At 70.5% G+C, this 19151-nt stretch carries 17 protein-coding genes and 1 tRNA gene; 8 read left to right on the top strand and 10 right to left on the bottom strand.

Going from position 1 to position 19151, the window contains the following annotated elements:
• Positions 1-130: 130 nt before the first annotated feature.
• From ACWEEU_RS30255 to ACWEEU_RS30245, 3 genes are all read right to left on the bottom strand, one after another.
• Complete coding sequence (locus ACWEEU_RS30255; protein WP_451736813.1) at positions 131-985, bottom strand: class I SAM-dependent methyltransferase; 855 nt, start codon at positions 983-985, stop codon at positions 131-133.
• Between the two features lie 266 nt (positions 986-1251).
• Entirely contained in the window at positions 1252-1656 is a 405-nt protein-coding gene (locus ACWEEU_RS30250) for an integrin alpha (RefSeq protein ID WP_451736810.1), read from the bottom strand.
• Complete coding sequence (locus ACWEEU_RS30245) at positions 1653-2645, bottom strand: FG-GAP-like repeat-containing protein (RefSeq protein ID WP_451736807.1); 993 nt, start codon at positions 2643-2645, stop codon at positions 1653-1655. The genes ACWEEU_RS30250 and ACWEEU_RS30245 overlap by 4 nt, the downstream gene beginning before the upstream one ends.
• 295 nt (positions 2646-2940) lie before the next feature.
• On the opposite strand from ACWEEU_RS30245, the gene ACWEEU_RS30240 reads away from it, so the two are divergent.
• Complete coding sequence (locus ACWEEU_RS30240; RefSeq protein WP_451736805.1) at positions 2941-3486, top strand: hypothetical protein; 546 nt, start codon at positions 2941-2943, stop codon at positions 3484-3486.
• Positions 3487-3600: 114 nt separating this feature from the next.
• Here the strand turns inward: ACWEEU_RS30240 and ACWEEU_RS30235 are convergent, their stop codons facing one another.
• A complete protein-coding gene (locus ACWEEU_RS30235) occupies positions 3601-4371 on the bottom strand; it encodes a glucose 1-dehydrogenase (RefSeq protein WP_451736802.1) in 771 nt (256 codons plus the stop codon).
• A 186-nt stretch (positions 4372-4557) separates the two neighbouring features.
• Between ACWEEU_RS30235 and ACWEEU_RS30230 the strand changes: the two genes are divergently transcribed.
• Both ACWEEU_RS30230 and ACWEEU_RS30225 read left to right on the top strand, forming a co-directional pair.
• Positions 4558-4629, top strand: a tRNA-Lys gene (locus ACWEEU_RS30230).
• 3 nt (positions 4630-4632) lie between these two features.
• Positions 4633-6933: a hypothetical protein gene (locus ACWEEU_RS30225; protein ID WP_451736799.1), complete on the top strand. Its 2301-nt coding sequence runs from the start codon at positions 4633-4635 to the stop codon at positions 6931-6933.
• Between the two features lie 118 nt (positions 6934-7051).
• Here ACWEEU_RS30225 and ACWEEU_RS30220 read toward each other — a convergent pair whose 3' ends face one another.
• Positions 7052-7546 (bottom strand): EF-hand domain-containing protein, encoded by a 495-nt coding sequence (locus tag ACWEEU_RS30220; protein WP_451736796.1) that lies wholly within the window; start codon positions 7544-7546, stop codon positions 7052-7054.
• A 615-nt stretch (positions 7547-8161) separates the two neighbouring features.
• Here ACWEEU_RS30220 and ACWEEU_RS30215 point away from each other — a divergent pair.
• Positions 8162-9010 (top strand): enoyl-CoA hydratase/isomerase family protein, encoded by an 849-nt coding sequence (locus ACWEEU_RS30215; protein ID WP_451736793.1) that lies wholly within the window; start codon positions 8162-8164, stop codon positions 9008-9010.
• A gap of 204 nt (positions 9011-9214) precedes the next feature.
• On the opposite strand, the gene ACWEEU_RS30210 is transcribed toward ACWEEU_RS30215, so the two are convergent.
• A complete protein-coding gene (locus ACWEEU_RS30210; protein WP_451736790.1) occupies positions 9215-10138 on the bottom strand; it encodes an NmrA/HSCARG family protein in 924 nt (307 codons plus the stop codon).
• 102 nt (positions 10139-10240) lie between these two features.
• Between ACWEEU_RS30210 and ACWEEU_RS30205 the strand changes: the two genes are divergently transcribed.
• Entirely contained in the window at positions 10241-10873 is a 633-nt protein-coding gene (locus ACWEEU_RS30205; RefSeq protein WP_451736787.1) for a TetR/AcrR family transcriptional regulator, read from the top strand.
• 342 nt (positions 10874-11215) lie between these two features.
• Here the strand turns inward: ACWEEU_RS30205 and tpg are convergent, their stop codons facing one another.
• Positions 11216-11773: a telomere-protecting terminal protein Tpg gene (gene tpg / locus ACWEEU_RS30200; protein WP_385750094.1), complete on the bottom strand. Its 558-nt coding sequence runs from the start codon at positions 11771-11773 to the stop codon at positions 11216-11218.
• A gap of 11 nt (positions 11774-11784) precedes the next feature.
• Complete coding sequence (gene tap, locus ACWEEU_RS30195) at positions 11785-13998, bottom strand: telomere-associated protein Tap (protein WP_451736784.1); 2214 nt, start codon at positions 13996-13998, stop codon at positions 11785-11787.
• Between the two features lie 310 nt (positions 13999-14308).
• Here tap and ACWEEU_RS30190 point away from each other — a divergent pair, with 310 nt between their 5' ends.
• The 3 genes from ACWEEU_RS30190 to ACWEEU_RS30180 all read left to right on the top strand — a co-directional run bounded on the left by ACWEEU_RS30190 (position 14309) and on the right by ACWEEU_RS30180 (position 17196).
• Complete coding sequence (locus ACWEEU_RS30190; RefSeq protein WP_385750098.1) at positions 14309-14647, top strand: hypothetical protein; 339 nt, start codon at positions 14309-14311, stop codon at positions 14645-14647.
• Between the two features lie 371 nt (positions 14648-15018).
• Entirely contained in the window at positions 15019-16221 is a 1203-nt protein-coding gene (locus ACWEEU_RS30185; RefSeq protein ID WP_451736780.1) for an NAD(P)/FAD-dependent oxidoreductase, read from the top strand.
• Between the two features lie 78 nt (positions 16222-16299).
• Positions 16300-17196: an RNA polymerase sigma-70 factor gene (locus tag ACWEEU_RS30180; protein WP_451736777.1), complete on the top strand. Its 897-nt coding sequence runs from the start codon at positions 16300-16302 to the stop codon at positions 17194-17196.
• Here ACWEEU_RS30180 and ACWEEU_RS30175 read toward each other — a convergent pair.
• Positions 17130-17480 (bottom strand): hypothetical protein, encoded by a 351-nt coding sequence (locus tag ACWEEU_RS30175; RefSeq protein ID WP_451736774.1) that lies wholly within the window; start codon positions 17478-17480, stop codon positions 17130-17132. The genes ACWEEU_RS30180 and ACWEEU_RS30175 overlap by 67 nt on opposite strands.
• Before the next feature lie 1118 nt (positions 17481-18598).
• The coding region (locus tag ACWEEU_RS30170; protein WP_451736771.1) for a hypothetical protein at positions 18599-19151 on the bottom strand (553 nt) is incomplete at its 5' end.

The raw sequence follows: 19151 nt of genomic DNA, 5'->3' as shown, positions 1-19151 counted from the left end.
ACCTCGGCGGTCGTGACCCAGTCGGGCGTACCGGGCGGCACGTTCTTGGTGAAGAAGACCTGGCCGCCGGGGCCCGGCCAGTTCCCGCATCCGGTCGGGGGCCACTGCCACTTGCAGCCGGGACCGTACGTCAGCGTGCGGTGACCGAGTATGCGGCGAGTGCGCGGTTGCCGCGCGGCTTGGCGATGGCCCGCAGAACGTCGGCCTGGCTCAGGACGAGTTGGCGCACCGCCTCGGGCAGCGCGGCCAAACGCTCTTGCTCTCCGACCAGGTCGAGGCAGGCGGCGATCTCCCAGTCGCCGTCCTGAAGCTCTTCGGTGTCGACCGGCCCGCTGCCGTCGACGGTCCAGCCGGCCTCGGGCAGGAGCCGCAGCAGGCTCTCGCGGGAGAACGGTGTCCGGACGTTGCCCTGGCCACGCGATCCCGCGGCCTCGGTCTGTCCCTGGATCAGCACGGCGAGCAGGTGCGCCAGTTGTTCACCGGAGGCCGGCGTCAGGTCCCACTCGGTGAACCACAGCCGCCGCGCCCACGGCCGTACCCGGGCCAGTGTGTCCCGCAGTTGTCCGAGTGAGGTGAAGTACCAGGAGCAGTGTGCGAGCACCACATGGTCGAAGGTGTTCTCGGGAAAGCCGACCGACGGGTCGAGGACGTCGGTGCCGAAGCGGAAGTCGATGCGCGGTCCGAGAGGGCCCGCCGCGAGCCGGGCCGCCGATTCTCCGAGCGTGACCGGCGCCCCGTAGGAGGGGTCGGCCACGTCGACGGCGGTCACGCGCCCTTGGGGTCCGACCGCCTCTGCGAGGACGGCGGTCATGTCGCCCTGGCCGCAGCCCAGTTCGAGGACGGTCGAGCCTGGCGCGATGTGCCAGCTCGCCACGAGGGCGGCGCGGTGGCGCGTCTGGGAGAGCTGGATGTCCGGGCCGTGATCGGCGGCGGCCATGCCGGCCGCGAGCCAGTGGGCCTTGGCGCGAAGGTCGCGGTGATTCACGAAGTCCTCGATGACACTCGGCGGTTCGGTGCGGTGCGGGCCGATGGTACGAGACACGCGGGCAGCGGTGCCTGCGACTTTTGCGCATCCTGTGACGCCCCACCGCCACACCGAGCCCGGTACCTGCGCCCACGGCCGGCGCCTCCCACCCGCACCCCGCGCCGGGTGGGAGGCGCCGGCCAGGCACCGCTGCATCCGCAAGGCGCGACCCAGCACACGCGGGTCGCGCCACAGCGGGAAGTGGGAGCCTGCTCCGGCGCAACGACTCAGCGCACGAGGGTCGCGCCGAAACGGGCGCCCGCTTCGGGGGCGTTCAGGGAGGCCGGGCTGAAGGAGGCGATGTGGGTGGTGGTCAGACCGGTCTTCGAGCCGCGCAGCACCCAGGCCGCGCCCGAGTCCTGCTGGGTGCCGTCCTCCAGGGGCGCGCCCGCGACGAGGTCCGCGCGGTTGTTGTCGTTCACGTCCGCGAGCAGGACCGTGCGGCCGAAGTTGTCGCCCGTCTCCGAGGCGCCCGGCACGCCGGACGTGGACTGGTTGAAGGCCTGCGCCCCCGTGCCGGTGAGGCCGGACGCGCCGCCCTTGAGCAGGACCACCGCGCCCGCCTCACGGGCCGAACCGATGCCCTCGCCCGGGACGCCCACCGCGATGTCGGGGTAGCCGTCGCCGGTCACGTCGCCCGCGGCGAGCGCGTAGCCGAACTGGTCGCCGTCGTTGCCGTCGCCGCCTCGCCGACGCCCGGGACACCCGCCGTGTCCTGGTTGATCTTCGCGGTACGGGTGGAGAAGCCGGACGCGGAGCCGTAGACGACGCGTACGTCACCGGCGTCGTAGTTCATCGTCTCGGAGACACTGCCGACCTGGCGGGTGACGAAGTCTCCGTAGCCGTCCTGGTCGACGTCGGCGATGACACCGCCGACGGTGTAGTAGCTGGAGGTCGTGTAGGCCGTGCTCAGACCCGCCGACGTGCCCTTCCACAGCCGCGACATGTACTGCCGCTCCTCGAAGCCGTGCTGGGTGACGATGTCGTCCTTGCCGTCCCCGGTGACGTCGCCGACGGTGAAACCCTGGGTTTCCTGCCTCTCGTCGGAGGGGAGCGTCTGGGTCGAGGCGGGCATCCCGTCCCGGGTGAAGGGGCCGAAGCGCACCTGCAACCCGCCCTCGCCCGTGGCGACGAGGTCGGCGTGACCGTCGCCGTTGATGTCCCCGGCGCCCACCTCGTCCGTCCTGCTGGCGAGCGCGACGCCCTCCTTCAGCCCGTTCGCCGAGCCCCAGAAGATCACGGGCGTGTGGTAGCCGCCGACCACGAGGTCGCTGTAGCCGTCCCCGTCCAGGTCACTGGCCGTCGTCCAGCTTCCGAAGTAGTCGGACTCCGTGACGTCCCCGGGCACGCCCTCGCCGGCGCGGGTGATGAGCTGCGGGTGGGCGGTGTCGGCGCCGCTGGCGGAGCCGTACACCACCGACAGGTAGCCCGCGTCGGCGACGCCCGAGACCGTGGCGTTGGGCGCGCTGACGGCCAGGTCGGCGAAACCGTCGCCGTTGAAGTCGATCACGGGCGTCGTCGTCGTGGCGGAGGCCGGCGAGGCCAGCCCCACGGGGGCGGTCAACGCCGCTGCGAGCGCGGCACAGCTCAGGACGGAACGACGGCGAATGCGGTTGGGCACGAAGGCTCCCGGTATCGGTTCCTGGCAGATCAGTTGCTGATCTTGACCATGGCCGCCGCCAAATGGTTGCAGCGTGTCCGCCATTGATCTCAGACAGCGTTACCTCAGCCACCTCCCGCCACAGCGCGTGCCGGGCCCGCCGCCCCGGCACGCACGCACCGTCCTCGCGGCGCCGTGATCCGCGGAAAGCCGCGCTCCCTCAGCCGCAGCGCCCGGCCGGGCGTACGGCATCGCCCGGCATCAGCAGACGGCGATGCCCGATACGCTGCGCATCCACGACCACAGGGGGAGAACGATGTCCGCCACACGACTGGCGACAACAGCGGCGACGGCGCTGCTCATAGCGGCCCTCGGCGCCTGCTCGACCAGCACCCCCACCGCCCACACCCCCGCCGCCCCCGCCGGCGGCGGAAACCACGCCCGCGGCACCGTGGCCGGCGCCACCGCCCCCTCCCGGGACACCGTGACCGGACTGCGCGACGCGGTACGCCACGTCCCCGCCGTGACCACCGCAGCCACCCGCCCCCACCTGGTACGACGCTGCACCACCGCGACCCGCCAGGTCACCCACACCCGCCGCACCGGCTCGGCCGGGCGACGCTCCGTACGCACCTGGCACACCACCGAGCGCTACCAGCGCTGCCGGAAAGTACGCCGCGGAACCGAGACCTACCGGCGCACCACCCGCCCCGAGCACTGGTGCGTACGGCTGGACGCCGTCGGCGGCCACCGCACCCGCAACGACCTCTGGTACCAGGTCACCCGCACGACCTACGACGACGCACTGCACGCCCGCGACCACGCACGTCTGGAGTTCACCCCGCGGCACACCGGCTGCTGACGCCCGTACCCGCGCCGCCGCCCCCCACCGCAACCCCAGCCCCGCCGCCCGCGAACCGCCCCGTGGTCCACGGCCGGGCGGGGGCAAGCGGGCTCGTGGCCGCGGGATCAGGCGTCAGCCGGCCGCCATCCCCGCATCGACCGGCAACGCATGCCCGGTGACGTGACCCGACATCCCGGAAGCCAGATACAGAAACGTCTGAGCGACCTCCTCGGCACCGATCAGCACCCCACTGGGATGCAGTGCGGCCGCCTCCGCCTCGGTGAACATCCCCGCGCCGATCGCCTGGTCGAGCAGCGCGGTGCGCACCACCCCCGGACAGACGGCGTTGATGCGGATGCCCTGCCCGACGTACTCGAGGGCCGCCGTACGCGTCAGCGCGATCACGCCGCCCTTGGCCGCCGAGTAGCCGGAGATGCCCAGCGGCAGCCCGACCACCCCCGCGACGGACGCCATGTTGACGATCGTGCCCCCGCCCTGGGCCAGCATCTGGGCGATCTCGGCCTTCATGGACAGCCACACGCCCTTGAGGTTCACCGACACCACCCTGTCCCAGGCCTCTTCGGTGAGCTCGTGCAGCGCGCACCCGCCCTGTTCCTCGACGCCCGCGTTGTTGACCGCGATGTCCAGCCTGCCGTAGGCGTCAACGACCGCCCGGACCGCCGCGTCGAGGTCCGCCCCCGAGGTGACATCGGCCCGGACGAACCGCGCATTCCCACCCCGCTCGGCGATCGCGGCCGCCGTCGCCCTCCCGCCGTCCTCGTCGATGTCGGCGATCACGACCAGGGACCCCTGCGCGGCGAACGACCGCGCGATCGCCGCACCGATGCCCTGCGCCGCACCCGTGATCAGCGCACTCCTGCCCGCCAGCAACGAACCCACCATGCGTCTGTCGACTCCTCGGCCGGGGAACGGGGGAGGGGCCACCTCGCACACCCCTGCACAGGAGAGACATGCCCACCGGCGAACCGCACACGCCACCGGCCGGCGCCGCGCCCGCTCACCGAGCCGTGAGCCGCCGGGAAACCCGGTTGTACAGTGATCACCCCGGCATCTATCGTCCGTCGTCATCGGCGTGTAGCTCAGCAGAAGAGCACCGGGCTCTTACCCCGGAGGGCGCAGGGGCGGAACCTGCCACGCCGGCTTATGAACGACAACGCTGAGCAGCAGCCCCCCGTCGTGGCCTCGTCCTATCCGCAGGCCCAGCTGGCCAAGGCCTTCACCACCGCGCTGAGTCACGAGGACGCCGGCACGCGGTGCCGTGCCGAGGCACGCGGACAGCGCTGGCGTCAGGTGCTCGAGGGGATGGCCGCAGGCCGGCTGTCCATCGGTACGCGTACGCCCGTGGACGGCCTTCCGCCCTGGGTGTCGCCAGAGGTGGTGCGGGGCGGCTTCGCCACCGGGACCGCGAGCGCGGGCGGACCGCTCCAGGCCCACGAGATCGAGGCGGCGCGGAGCCTGAAGGTGACGGCCGGGCGACGCGCGCTCTTCGCGCACTGCCTCACCGAGCCCGGACTCGCCTGGCTCTGGGCCCGACTGGACAGCGGCACCTACGAGATCGGCGTGCCCGAGGAGGCCGCGCTGCTCACCATGGCCTGGCTGGTGCGGCACGGCCAGACCGGCGCGGCGCTCGACCTGGTGGCGGAGCTGGAGCCGTTCGCCGACCGGCTGCGGTTCCTGCCCCGCCCGGCGCCCGGGCCCGCGCCGGACGCCACCGCGGCCGTCCACCGGCGTACCGTCTCCGGTGCCGTCGCCGCCCTGGAACGGCGGCGGCCCAACACGGCCGTCGAGACTCAGCGCGAGGCCCTCGCGGTGTGGCAGCCCTTCGGCGACGAACTGCTCCTCCACTGGCTGCGGACCGCGCGCGACGGCCGCGTCCTCGAACGTGTCCCCGACGCCGACTGGCCGGCGCAGGGGGAGGCTCTGCTCGGCCGGTACCGGCTGCTCGCCGCGGAGCACACCCGCTGCACCAAACACCGCAACCCCAAGCAGAACCTGGGCATTCTGCTCGGCGCGCTCGAGGAGACCGTCGCCGGACGGCCGTTGGACAACCGCCGGCTCGGGCTGCTGCGGCACGCGGTGGCCTCCATGGTGCGCAGCCGCGGTCTGCCGGGCTCCGCCGCGCACACGGCCCTTCGCCGGCGCCAGAGCGAGCAGGCGGCGCTCCCTTCGCACCACGCCCTGGCCCGACTGGCGCTGCGCCGGCTCGCTGTGCTGCCGCAGGAGACGGGCGCCGCCGATGTCGCTCCGCTGGCCGCCGCGGTGACCGAGGAGGAGAGCCGCACATCCGGGCTGCCCGCCGGAGCGGAGCTACCGGCCGCGATCCGGCAGGTGGTCGAGTCCGCGCTGAGCGCACCGCTCGCCACGCTCGTGGAGCGGGGCGCCGTCCCTTCCGCCGAGGTCCTGGCCGAGCTGGTACCGCAGCTGGTAGCCGCCACCACCGCACAGGCGTACGGCGATCAGACGCTGCGGGCGCTGATGACCGCGAACTACCGCGCGTTCGGAAGCCGCCGCTCACTGCTCCTGCTCAACCTGGAGCGCCAGGTACGCGTCGAGGAACTGCCCTGGGTGCGGGCCGTGTCCGAGCAGCGGTCCGCAGCCGTGGGCACGCCGGACGACGAGGGCGCGCTCGGCCTGCTGCGGCAGCTGGGCGAACTGGCCGTGCAGGCATTCCCGGGCACGATCCTGCCCAACCCGCTGGTTCGCGAGCTCAGCGTCCTCGAACGCCACTGCGATCTGGGCGCTCCGTTCGTGGAGGAGCTCGCCGCCGACATCTTCACGGGAACGTTCAGCCCGAAGTTCCTCAAGGCGGCACAGGTCGCGGGCGAACTGCTGGGCGGCACACTGTACGAGCGCTACTACGGCATCGACTACGCGGCGATCCGCAACCTCGCGGTCATCGAGAGCAGCGCGGCCCCGGCCCGCTCCCACGGTGCCCGCACCTCTCCCGGCTTCGCCCGGCTGTGCGCCCAGCGTGCCGGGACGACGCAGCGGTCCTGGTCGGCCGCGGCGAACGGCACGGTGATCGAACAGGCCCAGATCCTGACCACACACAACCTGGCGACACTGGTCCACCGGGTCGGCATCGCCCCACAGCCCGGCTGGGCCGCCCTCGCACGCCGCTGCTTCACGACCGTATGCCGCCTGACCGCACGCGTGCACCACAACCAGCGCCCCCAGGCCACCATCAAGGACGCCGCCTACGCGTGGCGCCAGATGCTGTTCCACCTGTCCCTGTGCCCGCCGGCCGAGCAGCGGCAGCTCATCGCCGGCCTTGCCGAGGAGACGGCCCGCCATCCCGCCCACGTCGCGACCCGGCTGGCCCCCGCGCTGAACGGCCTGACCCTGATCGCCGGGGGCGGCACCTTCAACGCCGACGGAACAGCGGCCGACGGCCGCGCCCGGCGCCTTGTGGGGTGGAGCACCGTCGGCCACTGGATGCGCTGAGGGCAGGGACCAGACCCGCTGTGCGCCGGCGTGGGCAGGTCGGGGCGCGCTGGCGCCGTGCAGGTCGTCGGCCGCCTCCAACTGTCCCCGTCGACGCCTGCTCGGGCGGGCCGGTGTGTCAGCTGGTGAAGAGGGCGAGGAGCCACTGTTCGGGGGCCGGATCGGGGGATGCGAGGAAGTGAAGCAGCGCGGTGCGCAGGTCGGCTTTGGTCAGCGAGCCGTCACCGTCGCGGTCGAGCTGGGCGAACTCGGCGCCGGCGGTGAGGTCGTGGGCCTTCAGATACCGCTCGAACTCGGTCTTGTCGACCTTCCCGCTCTTGTCGGTGTCCATGAGGCCGAAGACGGCGTCCGCCGTCGCGGTGAGGAAGCCGGGAAGCTGGTCGACGCTCTTCCCGACCGCGGCGCGTTCCATGTAGGTGAGCAGCTCGTTCTGGCTCACCCTGCCGTCCTTGTTGGCGTCGGCGGCCGTGACGAGGTTGCGAATGAGGTCCGCAGTGATCGCCTTCTCCGCCTCCGTCCGTCCCTTCCCCTGGTCATCGATGCTGATGTGACCAGACCTGTCGGCGTCGAGGCGGTCGAGGAGCTGGAGGACCCGCGTCGTGTATGCACCCATGATGGGCATCGTCCTTCCGCATCGAAATGTCGGCCAAGCCTTGATCCGCCGACGAACTTAATGGCCGGCCGGCCCGCGACACGGCGGCTCGCGCCGGGGCCACCCGATGAGACGAACAGCGAGCAGCTCCGCCAGAAAGACTGCGCATCCTGCTCACCTGGATGCCTTGTGACCGGGACCGTCTCACCCTCCCACGCGTCCGCGATCCTCGCCGCGCAGGAGGAAGAGGAGCCGGCGGCGGTGGTCGTGCGGGCCGGGAGGTGAGATTCGCAGACGTGTAATAGCTCGACGTCAGCTCTGAGCAGCCCGGAATTCGTAGCTGCCGCGAACCCGATTACTGAGCCGAAGCACGCTCTGAGATGCAGTGCGCGATGTCGCCTGCCGCGGTCTTCTGAGCTGCGCCGATCGGCTGAACCGGTGCTCGTGAACGGTCCGCCGCGCCGTCGTGGACCTGGGTCGTACCACCCTGTCGCACGGATAATCGCGCGAATCAGCCGGAGAAGGGCCAACGGCGGCGGACACGGCAACGGTGGCCGTCGACACCGCGGACGAGGAAGCTGCGATTGCCGAATGCGTGATCAGAGGTACGGAGCCGCAGGCCAAGGAGACGAATCCATGAAGAAATGGACGCATTTCTCTGTGACCGCCGAGACCAGGAATTTGTGGAGGATCACGTTCGACAGCCCGCCGATCAACCTGGTGTCCCCGGAGATGCTCACCGAACTTCCGAGACTGGTCGATCAGATGGAGGCTGCCTCGGAGCTGCGGGTGTCCGTGTTCGAGTCGGCGAACTGCGACTACTTCCTGAACCACTACGACACCTCCAGGGTGGCTGAGACGCCCAAGGAACTGGGCGCGAGCGGCCACCCGCTCCTGATCGACGCCAGTACCCGCCTGTCACGTCTGCCGGTCGTCTCGATCGCCAAGGTCAGGGGCCGCGTCAGGGGGATCGGCAGTGAGCTGATCCAGGCGATGGACATGCGCTTCGCCAGTGAGCGGGCGCTGTTCTGCCAGCCCGAGACCGCCAACGGCAACCTGCCTGGCGGCGGTGGGCTCGAACATCTGCCCCGGCTGCTCGGCCGCGCCCGCGCGCTGGAGGTGGTCCTGTCCAGTGACGACTACCCGGGTGAACTGGCCGAGCGGTACGGCTGGGTCAACCGCACGGTCCCCGACAGCGAACTCGACGCGTTCGTCGACACCCTAGCCCGCCGTATCGCCTCCTTCGACAAGGAATCGATCGCCGCCGTCAAGCAGCAGGTCAACCGGACCACGCTGCCGTCCGCGGAGGATCTGCGATCCTCCTACGACCTCTACATGCGCTCCTTCGACTGGCCGGGTTCCCGGCGCAGGCTTCCGGCTGCCACCGCCGCGGGACGCAATCAGCCGGGCGACTACGAATTGCGCCTGGGCTACCACCTCGGACGCCAGCCGGCGGACTACACACACGATGGCGCACATGCATAGGTGGTCGTCACACAGGCGGCCTTGCTGTCACCGCAGGCCGACCACGTAGTCGTTGCGGTAGGCACATCCGCGTTCGAACGACAGGCAGACCCACGGTCGCCCGGCGAATCGGGCGACCACCGTGGCGGGGATGCCAGGTAAGCCACTTCAACTGCCCGCCCCAGTCCGCCCGGCGGGCGCTGCCGAAGCCCACGGCATGGGACCCTAGCCGGACACGGGTGTCAACTGCTCGTCCGCCCACTCGGCGAAGGTGGTGAGCGGAATGCCCAACTCCCGGGCGAACTCCGGCCGGGCGGGCTGGAGGACCACGTTGTTCCACTCGTGTCCGGCGCCCCACTTCGGCATCCCCGCGGCGAGGGCCTCTTCCACGTTCATGGAAGGCGCGGTCACGGGCACGCGCCAGGCGGCGGACAAGGTCTCGGCGATCTGCTCCATCGTGCGCAGGTCACCGGCCAGTTCCAGTTCCACCTGGTGAAACCGGTCGGGATCGCGCAGAGCGTGCGCCGCGGCGGTGCCGATGTCCCGAACGGCCACCAGTGCCAGTTCGGTGTCCGGCTTCAGTACCGTCAGCAGTCCGCCGCGGGGCCCTTTGGGCGCCAGCAGGGGCAGGTTCTCCATGAAGAAGGCGGGCTTGATCACCGTCCAGCGGGCAAAACCCGCGCCACGCACCGCCTCCATGACGGCCTGCTTGGTGTGGAAGTAGTCCGCCATCGCTGCCCAACGGCCCTCGGCCCAGCCGGCGACCCGGGTGTGTTCACCGACTCCACTGGTCGAGGACTGTACGAACTGCCTTACCCCTCCGGCCTTCGCCGCGTCCACCAGGTTGGTGGCCTGGGCGAGTTCGCTCGCGAAGTCCACGCTGGTCTCGGTCATAGGCGGCATCTGCACCGAGAACACCGCGCGGACCCCCTTGACTGCTGGGCCGAGGGAGCCCCGGTCGGAAAGATCCGCCCGCACCAGTTCGGCGCCCAGCGCCTCGATCGCCTGGGCGGGCTTGGACCTCGGATCGCGTACGAGCGCACGTACGGGCACCTCGGCGGCCAGAAGCGCGCGAGCCGTGGCCCCGCCTTGCTGGCCGGTGGCGCCGGTGACCAGGACGATATCGCTGCTGTCGCTGCTGCCGGGCACGGTTGCTGCTCCTCACGGACCGGAAGAGAAAAAACGGCGGAGCCCGCCGTTTTGCATGTCGCTAAGATATGGCGGGGCCCGCCGCTTAGCAATGAGGAGATCATGACCGGTCAGCGCTCGGACGCCCGACGCAACTACCAGCGCATCCTCGCCGTCGCCGAAGCCGAGGTCGCCGCGCACGGCGCCGATGCGTCCCAGGAGCAGATCGCCCGCACCGCAGGCGTCGGCTCGGCGACCGTACGCCGTCACTTCCCCACCCGCCGGGCCCTCCTCGAAGCCGTCTTCCAGGAACGCATCGAGCTCCTATGCGAGCGCGCCGATCGGCTGAGTGCGGCAGAGGACAGCCGCACCGCGCTCCTGGAGTGGCTCCACGCCCTTGTCCTCTACGCCGTCTCAGCCCGCGGATTCGCCCATGTCCTCAGCTACGAGCCCCCCACCGAAAACCCCTCCCCGAACAGCTGTGGCAGCAGAATCGAAGCGGCCGGGACTCCTCTGCTCCAGCGGGCCATCCGCGACAAGGCGGTTGCACCGCACGTCACCTTTCACGACCTGCTGACCCTTGCCGTCGGCATCGCCCTGGCCACCGAGCATCACCAGGCCCCCGACACCCAGGCCGACCGCCTCTTCCGCCTCGCCGTGGAAGGACTCAGCCCCGAACAGGGCACAGCCGGAGTGCCCGGGAATTCCGACCCTTTGGCACCGGTGACAGAAGGTCCGCCGAATGAGCGCCTGTGACAAGTGGGGCGCCTGATCGGCGACAGCCATGCTGCTCCGGTCGGTCTCATCGCCACGACACCCGTCTGTGAAGCGGAGGTTGGCACGGGTGTGCCTGGCGGAAGGATGGTTGAAGTGGTAGACCGCCATCGCGGCGTCCGACAGTTTGGGTTGGCCAGAGCAGAACTGGACGGGCAGGAAGACCCGCGGTCAACTTCAGCAGCAGAGCCTAGTTGTTTGCCGGTCCTGCCGACTCCGGAGTTCACCCTGCCCCTGCCGGTCTTCCGGTGACAAGAAACCTGCCTGTGTGAGACCCAACGTGCTCGGCTCACCAATAGCGGTTCGCTCACTGTTCGGGTGGGGCTACAGGTCGAACTCCAGGTGTTCGATGTCGGTGAAACGCACTTCTTCCAGGCTTCCGGCGCGGCGGCCGCTGTCCTGGAAATAGACTTCTTTGAGCGCTTCGGCCGCGATCTCCCTGAGTTCCTGTTCGTCGGCGCCGGTTTCCCGGGCGTCGAAGAGGCGGGCTGCGTAGACGGGTGGAAGGGCGATGGTCAGGTGCCGGATGCGGTCCTGGTCGGTCGACCCGATGGGTGCGGTGTAGCCCATGCGGGCACGGGTGTCGATGACGATGCCGCCCGTGGTCGCCGCTTTCTGGCGGGCCCTGGCCCTGACCTGCGGCTGCCACCGCTTCTTCACCTCGCGTTCCAGGCGCGCGGCGAGGTCCGGGCGCGGTTTCCTGATCTGGTCCTTCACGTACCGTTCGACGGTGCGCTGGGAGATGCGCAGCATCTGGGCGACGGCCCTGGTGCCGCCCAACTGCTTGACCAGGTACCGCATCTGCGGGCCCGCGGTCTTGGGTGCCGGGCGGGTGAACGCCTTCTGTACGGCGGCGTCCAAGCTGTCCCCGAACAGGCTCATCGTCGCCTTCTCTACTCTCCGTTGTCGACGTCGCTGACGGCGCCGTCCTTGATGTAGCGGGCGAGGTTCAGGTCCGGGGCGTCGAACCGCTCGCGGACCTCTTCGCCCCACAGGACGGACTGGGTGCCCTCGTGCTTGACGAGCCCGGGATTGATGCCGAGCCGGAAGCCTCCGGGCAGCGGCTTGCCGTCCCGGTAGGGCAGGAAGTCCAGCGGCGAGGGGCCGCCCGACGCGTAGACGACGCAGTCGGACAGGACCGCGACCGGGTACTGCCCGGTGAACGCCGCATGCTTGACGATCTTGCGGTGCAGGTTGATCCGGGTGCGGGAGATGACCGCCGCGCGGATGTCCGGCCGCCACGTCGGCCGCGACAGGGCGCGCCAGGGCTCGCCAGGCCGCCAGCCCTCGCCCCGGGGCCGCTCGCGCAGCTTGCCCAGACCGCCCTTCACCGTCGCCTTGACCGCGGAGACGACGATCGCCAGCCGAGGGTCACGGTCCTTCCAGCCCTCCATCGCGGCAAGGAAGTCGGCCGGGGCGCGGTCCGCGTGGACGCCGAGGTCGGCCATCGTGGCAAGGTAGGCGTCGCGCAGCCGGCTGTACCAGCCGTCCAGATAGCGGCCGTTGTCGTACCGGACGTACGCCTCTACCGGCCGCACCTCGTAGCCGAGTTCCACCGCGTACGCCACGGTCGGGGTCGCGTACCAGGCCGGGCCGGACGGGCGGTCGCCCCTCGGTGTGAACGGCGAAGGCAGCAGACTGCCGTCCAGCTCCGCCCACTTGTCCTTGCCGACCTTCACGTGGGACAGGTCGACGTGGGACAGGTCGACCAGCCAGGAGCCGGGCAGCTTCGGGTCGAACACCGGGTCCTTGACGTGAGTGGGGGCTCCGAGGCCGACGGTCAAGCCGTTGGCGCCGGCCGCGAAGGCCATGTTCACGTCGACGCCGACCAGATACCGCAGGGTGCACTCGGCGTCGGTCATCGGCCGCGCCCAGTCGTACGCCTCCTCGAACAGCTTCTCGCCGGGGCCGCGTACGTGGAACCGGGGCAGGTCCTTGAGAAGGGGATGGCCGTCGGGAGCCTCGCACGGCGCCGGGTCGACCGGGTCGGTGCCCAGCGAGCCGGGGTTGTGCTCGGAGTGCCGCCTGCCGTCGGCGTCCGGCTCGGAGGCGCGGGTCGGCGGATGCAGCGCGGTCATCAGCTCCAGGCCGGTCACGGCTGTCGACCCGCGCGGCGTCATCACGCGAGACGCGTACACGCCCAGCACGCGGGCGAGTTCGGCCGGCGGGAGCTGCCCGGCATCGCCCCAGTGCCGGGTGTCCAGCGCGTTCCAGGACGGGATGCACAACTGCACGCAGGCCCGCTCCGAGCCGGTCGCCGGGCGGTAGATCCGCGCCCACGGGCCCAAGCCGCGCCGGGTCAGCTTCCACTGCGCACGGGCGAGCTGCTTGACGACCTTGTGGCCCTCCGGCAGACGCCCGGCGAGCCGCTCCTCCTCGGTGAGCCGCGTGGGCAGGCCGTAGCGCACCAGGGCGGCCTCGGTGAGCACGAGCAGTGGATCGGCGTCCTTGCCCGGCCCGGACAGCTTCGGCTGACCGAGCTTCGCCTCCTTGAGCGTCCAGTCGACCAGGGACGGCAGGGACTTGGCGGGCACGTCCAGGACCACGCCGCCGGTGCCGTACGCCAGCACCTGCCCGTCCTCGACGTCGACGACCGCCAGCGGCCCGTTCTCGAACCGCGGGTCGGCGCCCGCCGGGGTCCCGGCAGGGGCCGCCTTCCGCGCGCCGGGGCGGCGCGACGCCGCCGACGTCCCGGCGGCGGGGGGCACCGGGTGCGGCGCGGCGGCCACAGCGGGGGCAGGGGCAGGAGACGGGATGTCCTCGGCCGCGCTCGTCACGGAAGCCTCACGGGCAGGGTCCGTCGACGCGACCTGTGCGTGCCCCGAATGGGCGGCGCCGGTGAACGTAGCGGGCGCCGGGGGAGCGGGGTAGAGCGCCGCCAGTTGCTTCAGCAGCCGCGCGTACGCCTCACGCTCCGGACCGCGCGGCTCGACCGGCTTGCCGACCGACTCCCAGCCGGACACCGTCGCCCGCCGCACCCCGAGCGCACCGGCGACATCGTCCAGCGTCAGGCCGTGCGCGACCCGCAGCCGCTTGCGCTCCTCCGCCCGCGGCAGAGCAGCACGGGACGCAACCAGTGCGTCGACCGCGTCGAACAACTCGGACATGGAACACCTCCTGGCCTCACCCTATCCCAATAACCGTACGAAAGGCGCACATTGACCGTACGAACTGCGTTCGGCGTGGGAGAAGGCGCCTTGGCCCGTCAGAGGGCGCCCCAGTGCACGCGTGGGACCGCTTCAGGGCATCTGATGCAGAGCGAGGCGGCAGGTGACTCGATGACCTTTGCGGGCGTTGAGCGGCGGGTGAGCCGAGCTGCTTGCGGAGGCGCGAGGCGCCTATGGCCGGTGTGGATCTGGTCAAGTTCCCATGTAAAAGATCGTCACTTTGTTCGGTCCCCGTGGAACGATCGCCGGCATGGAGATCCTTCGGTACGTGTTCCTCGTCTTCCACCTCTTCGGGTTCGCCGCGCTCCTGGGTGGCTGCTTCTTCCAGCTGCGAGGGAAGGACCCGGTGACGGGCGGTTACATGGTGAGCAGCGCGGTCGTTCAGCTGGTCACCGGCGCGGGACTCATCTGGACCCGAATATCCCTGGACCTGCCCGTGGATCACGCGAAGATGGGGGTGAAACTCGCCTTGGACGTCCTGGTGGCGGTGACAGCGCTGGTGGGTATGCGCAACAAGCAAGCGTGGGCGTTCTACGGCGTGGCGACGTTCACGGCGGCCGCAGCCGTCGTGGCCGTCGTGTGGAAGTAGTTCCGCAGCGGGACCGGGCCCCCGTGCGGGGCACCGACACGCCTCGGAGGGTGGCAAGCGAGGTGCTGCCTGTCTGAGCCGTCGAGCTGGTTGCGGCTCACGCCGCGTTCCCCGTCGAACTCGCCCTCGTGCGGCCGGCCGCCCGGACTGGACGGCGCCCGGCGCACGCAGGTGCGGGCGGCCACTCAGGGCCGATCATGGGGCGATCACCTGAGCGGAGGCGCCCGGCAGCCATAGGAGTTCCAGGACTGCGTGGGCGCGTATCCGGTGCACCCGGTCCCCGCATGGGGTGTGACCTGAGTCATACCGTGTCACAAGTTCCCTCCGCCCGGCGTCTTGTGTGCGAACCCCGAGCGAACGGAGCACAGACCATGACACAGCACACTGGTGGCCGGACGAATGCCATCGTCATCGGCGGCGGGTACGCCGGAGTCCTCGCGGCCAATCGCCTGACGAGCCGCGGCGACGTGGACGTGACCCTCGTCAACCCGCGCCCGGCCTTCGTCGAGCGCCTGCGCCTGCACCAACTGGTGGCGGGGTCCGACGACGCGGTCGTCGACTACAAGGACGTCCTGAGCGAGCGCGTCAGGCTCGTGGTCGACACCGCGACCGGGATCGACCGGCAGGCGCGGACCGTCTCGCTGGCCGAGGGAGGCACCCTCGGGTACGACTACCTGATCTACGCGGTGGGCAGCCGCAGCGGCGCGCCGCAGGTGCCCGGGGCGGACATGTTCGCCTACCCGATCGCGACCCTGGAGGAGGCCGAGCGGCTGCGCCAGGCGGTGGCCGACGCGCCCGCCACCGCGGCGGTGACGGTCGTGGGCGGCGGAGCCACCGGCATCGAGACCGCGGCCGAACTCGCCGAGGCGGGCCGTGCCGTCACCCTCGTCTGCGGCGGCCAACTCGGCCCCTACCTGCACCCCAACGGCCGCCGCTCCGTCGCCAAACGGCTGGCGGACCTCGGTGTGACCGTCCTCGAAGGCCCCGGCACGAGGGTGACGTCCGTGACGGCCGACGCCGTGCGCCTCGCCGACGGCCCTGAGGTGAACGGCCATCTGACCATCTGGGCCGCGGGCTTCGGCGTTCCCGACCTGGCAGCCCGCAGCGGCCTCAGCACAGATGAGGCGGGCCGCCTCCTCACCGACGAGACCCTGACCAGCATCGACGACGACCACATCGTCGCGGCGGGTGACGCGGCCTCGCCCTCGGGTCTCGCCTACCGAATGGGATGCCAGTCCGCCGTCCAGCTCGGCCCGCACGCCGCCGAGGCCGTGCTCCGCCGAGTCGAAGGCGCGCTGCCCGGACCCATCAGCATCGCCTTCGCCGGACTGTGCGTCAGCCTCGGCCGCGGCGCCGGCATCTTCCAGTTCGCACGCAAGGACGACACCGCCGTCCGCTTCTACGTCGGCGGCCGCCCGGGCGCCCGCCTGAAGGAGTTCGTCGTCGCCCACACCGTCAAGCAGCTCTCCGACGAGGCGCGCAAGCCCGGCGCACGCGTCCTGAAAGCCAGGGACAACACACGTCAGCAGCGCGTCCGGGCCGCCGACGCGAACCGGCCGACGCACGTGTCCTGACCCTCAGGGCCGGGGAGGCCCTCAACCACCCGCTCACTTCCGCCCCGGGGCGGCCCGCCCTGGAAGGACCCGATCATCATGCGAGACCGCACCGTGGACCCGGCGACCGAGGTCTTCGTCGCCCACCGCAACCTCCTCTTCACCGTCGCCTACGAGATCCTCGGTTCGGCGGCCGACGCCGAGGACGTCGTGCAGGAGACCTGGTTGCGCTGGGCCGAGGTCGACTTGGCCCAAGTCCGTGACCAGCGCGCCTTCCTCGTCCGCGTCACCACCCGACGGGCGCTCGACCGGCTGCGGGCCCTACGGCGCCGCAAGGAGACCTACGTAGGCCCGTGGCTGCCCGAGCCGCTGCTCACCTCGCCGGACGTCGCCGAGAACGCCGAACTCGCCGAGAGCCTCTCCATGGCCGTGATGCTCGTCCTGGAGACTCTCTCGCCCACCGAGCGTGCCGTGTTCGTCCTGCGTGAGGTCTTCGACGTCGATTACGACGAGATCGCGGAGGCGGTCGGCAAGACCCCGGCCGCGGTCCGCCAGATCGCCCACCGCTCCCGCAAGCACGTCGACGCCCGACGCCCTCGCACGGTGGTGACCCGGCACCAGGCTCAGGCCGCCCTCGCGTCGTTCCAGCACGCCGTGGAGACCGGCGATCTGCAGGGCGTCCTCGACGTGCTCGCTCCCGACGTCGTCCTGACCAGCGATGGCGGAGGCGTCAGGAGGGCCGCGCTCCGGCCGGTCCTGGGCCTCACGAAGGTGGTCCGCCTCCTCACGGCCGGGCTCGGCGGGAAGGAAGGCACGCTCACCTGCGAGCCCACCACCGTGAACGGCGATCCGGCACTCATCCTGCGCCTCGGCGGCGAGATCGACAGCGTCATGGCGATCCGTGTCGAGGACGGCCTCGTCACCGACATCTACTTCATCCGCAACCCCGCCAAACTCACCCGCATCGCCACCGTCACACCCCTCACGCTGAACTGACACCGAAACGGCTGCGGCCCCGCCCCGAGATGGGGACGGGGCCGCAGCCGTCTTGACGGCACCACGGTGCGATCGCGCGCTGTCGGGACGAGGCCATCGCCGGTGCACCCATAAGCCGTTGTGACGCGCTCCTCGCGTGCGTGGTGGCCGCGTACCTCTTGGTCGTGGGTGTAGTGCACGGCATCCGGCGCGAACAGATCGGCAGTGGCCTTGCGGCGCAACGCGGCGTCCGGTTCGTTCCACATGGCGATGTAGCGGCTCGCGACCTTGTTCATGTCGCTCATGGCTCTCCCCTGGTCTCGTGGGTGTTCGGGGGCGGCCGGCGCTTGCTCACTTGGCGGCGTCGAACGGGTTCTTGGGAATCGTCTGGACGATGAGGGCGAGAAGGACGGTGATCATCACGATCTAACAGAGGCAGCTGCGGACTGCTCCGGAGGAGCCGCTCCAGCCGGGGGCGTCGCCGAGCACGTTGTGGAAGAAGAGACCGATGAGGGCTACGCCGAGTTCATTGCCGACCTGCAGCACCTTGAGGCAGACCCGTCCTGGTGCGCCGGGACCCCGGCGAACAAAGTCGAGGCGAGCGGCGTGTTCGCCAGCCCCATGGCGGCGCCGTCGAGGATCAAACCGGGAACGAGACGTCCGATATGGCGGTGGACGCCGAGGGAGCCGACGGCCCATATCTGCAGGCCCATGCCGACGAGCCGAGCCGCGCAGCCGACAGTGACGGTCTGCGGGCCGAACCGGGCGGCGAACTGGCTGGTCGACGTAAAGGTGATGACGAGCCGAGACCGAAGGCGCCGAAGACGAGTCCCGAGTGGAGGGGTGCGAGGAGCCAGCCCTTCTGGAGGCAGGCGGCGAGCGTCAGGAAGTAGGGCGCCATGCCAGCGAAGAAGGTCAGTTGTAGCAACAAGCCCGAAGTGGAGGCGTGTTCCATGAAGGGCGCGAGGCCGACGGTGGGTGAGTCGCCACTCGCGCGCAGCCTCTTCTGCTGCACGGCGAACATGGTGGCCAGCGGGACGGCACCCATGAGTGCGAGCCAGGTCCAGGTGGGCCAGCAACTGCCAGCGGTCGTCGATCAGCGGCAGGCAGACCACGACGAGCGCGACCGGCACCAGGATCATGCTGATTACATCCGGTTTCGGGCATCCCGAGGCCTTGGACTCGGGTACATACCCCACGCTGCTCACCTAACTCGCCCGCGTGGTCCCCGGCGGCGACATGGACCAGTTGACGTTCGCGGCTGCCCACATCCGCAGCCGATTGTGGACCCCCCGCCAGTTGCCGTACTTCTCGGGGAGGCGGACCCGTGGCGATCCGGTCGGGAAAAGCGGCTCTATCCGCGCCCACTGCGCGTCAGTCAACGGCACACCCGACCAACGATCAGGCGATCCGAGGGGAGCGGTTATGGGCTGGCCACGTCGCCTGCGGGGCCAGCCGAAGTCCACCAATCGACCACCCGGACGGCCATTGCGTCCGGCCGCATGCCCAGCGAGTCGAGACCGAAGTGCTCTTCCAGCTCGTGCCGTAGGAACTCGCCGATGTCGGTCTGGACGGCACCGGAGCGGAGCCGCTGGAGTAGGGGAGCGAGCATGCAGTCGTACTCGTCCTGCACATCTTCAGCGACGGCGATGGGATCCCACTCGTTGAGCAAACGCCGCAGGTCATCTTCGGTGGAGGTGTTCCAGGGTCTCATCGCCCCAGACTGCCAGTCACGAACGATTAGTTCAGCACCTGCCTCCATCAGATATGCGCTACCGGTCCCGCCGGTTTCCCAAGGCTTCGAAGGCGGCGGTCCTGTGTCGCGTTGTTTTGTTGTGTTGATGTCGGTGTCTGTGTGGTGGGTGGTGGTGCTGGTTTTGTCTGGGTTTGGGTGGTGTTTATCTGTGTTGGGGGGTGTGGTTGTTGGGTCTGGGTCGGCTGGAGTTGGAGGGTTGTTGCCGTTGGTGTCGGGGTCG

Source organism: Streptomyces sp. NPDC005004, assembly GCF_053600675.1.
Note: the sequence above shows the minus strand (reverse complement) of the source record. Positions and strands in the feature narration are given on the sequence as shown.

Excerpts from the sequence above, each read along its gene's own strand:
- ACWEEU_RS30240 (WP_451736805.1), top strand. The coding sequence starts at position 2,941 with ATGTCCGCCACACGACTGGCGACAACAGCGGCGACGGCGCTGCTCATA.
- ACWEEU_RS30235 (WP_451736802.1), bottom strand. The coding sequence starts at position 4,371 with ATGGTGGGTTCGTTGCTGGCGGGCAGGAGTGCGCTGATCACGGGTGCG.
- ACWEEU_RS30225 (WP_451736799.1), top strand. The coding sequence starts at position 4,633 with ATGAACGACAACGCTGAGCAGCAGCCCCCCGTCGTGGCCTCGTCCTAT.
- ACWEEU_RS30220 (WP_451736796.1), bottom strand. The coding sequence starts at position 7,546 with ATGGGTGCATACACGACGCGGGTCCTCCAGCTCCTCGACCGCCTCGAC.
- ACWEEU_RS30215 (WP_451736793.1), top strand. The coding sequence starts at position 8,162 with ATGAAGAAATGGACGCATTTCTCTGTGACCGCCGAGACCAGGAATTTG.
- ACWEEU_RS30205 (WP_451736787.1), top strand. The coding sequence starts at position 10,241 with ATGACCGGTCAGCGCTCGGACGCCCGACGCAACTACCAGCGCATCCTC.
- tpg (WP_385750094.1), bottom strand. The coding sequence starts at position 11,773 with ATGAGCCTGTTCGGGGACAGCTTGGACGCCGCCGTACAGAAGGCGTTC.
- tap (WP_451736784.1), bottom strand. The coding sequence starts at position 13,998 with ATGTCCGAGTTGTTCGACGCGGTCGACGCACTGGTTGCGTCCCGTGCT.
- ACWEEU_RS30190 (WP_385750098.1), top strand. The coding sequence starts at position 14,309 with ATGGAGATCCTTCGGTACGTGTTCCTCGTCTTCCACCTCTTCGGGTTC.
- ACWEEU_RS30185 (WP_451736780.1), top strand. The coding sequence starts at position 15,019 with ATGACACAGCACACTGGTGGCCGGACGAATGCCATCGTCATCGGCGGC.
- ACWEEU_RS30180 (WP_451736777.1), top strand. The coding sequence starts at position 16,300 with ATGCGAGACCGCACCGTGGACCCGGCGACCGAGGTCTTCGTCGCCCAC.
- ACWEEU_RS30175 (WP_451736774.1), bottom strand. The coding sequence starts at position 17,480 with ATGAGCGACATGAACAAGGTCGCGAGCCGCTACATCGCCATGTGGAAC.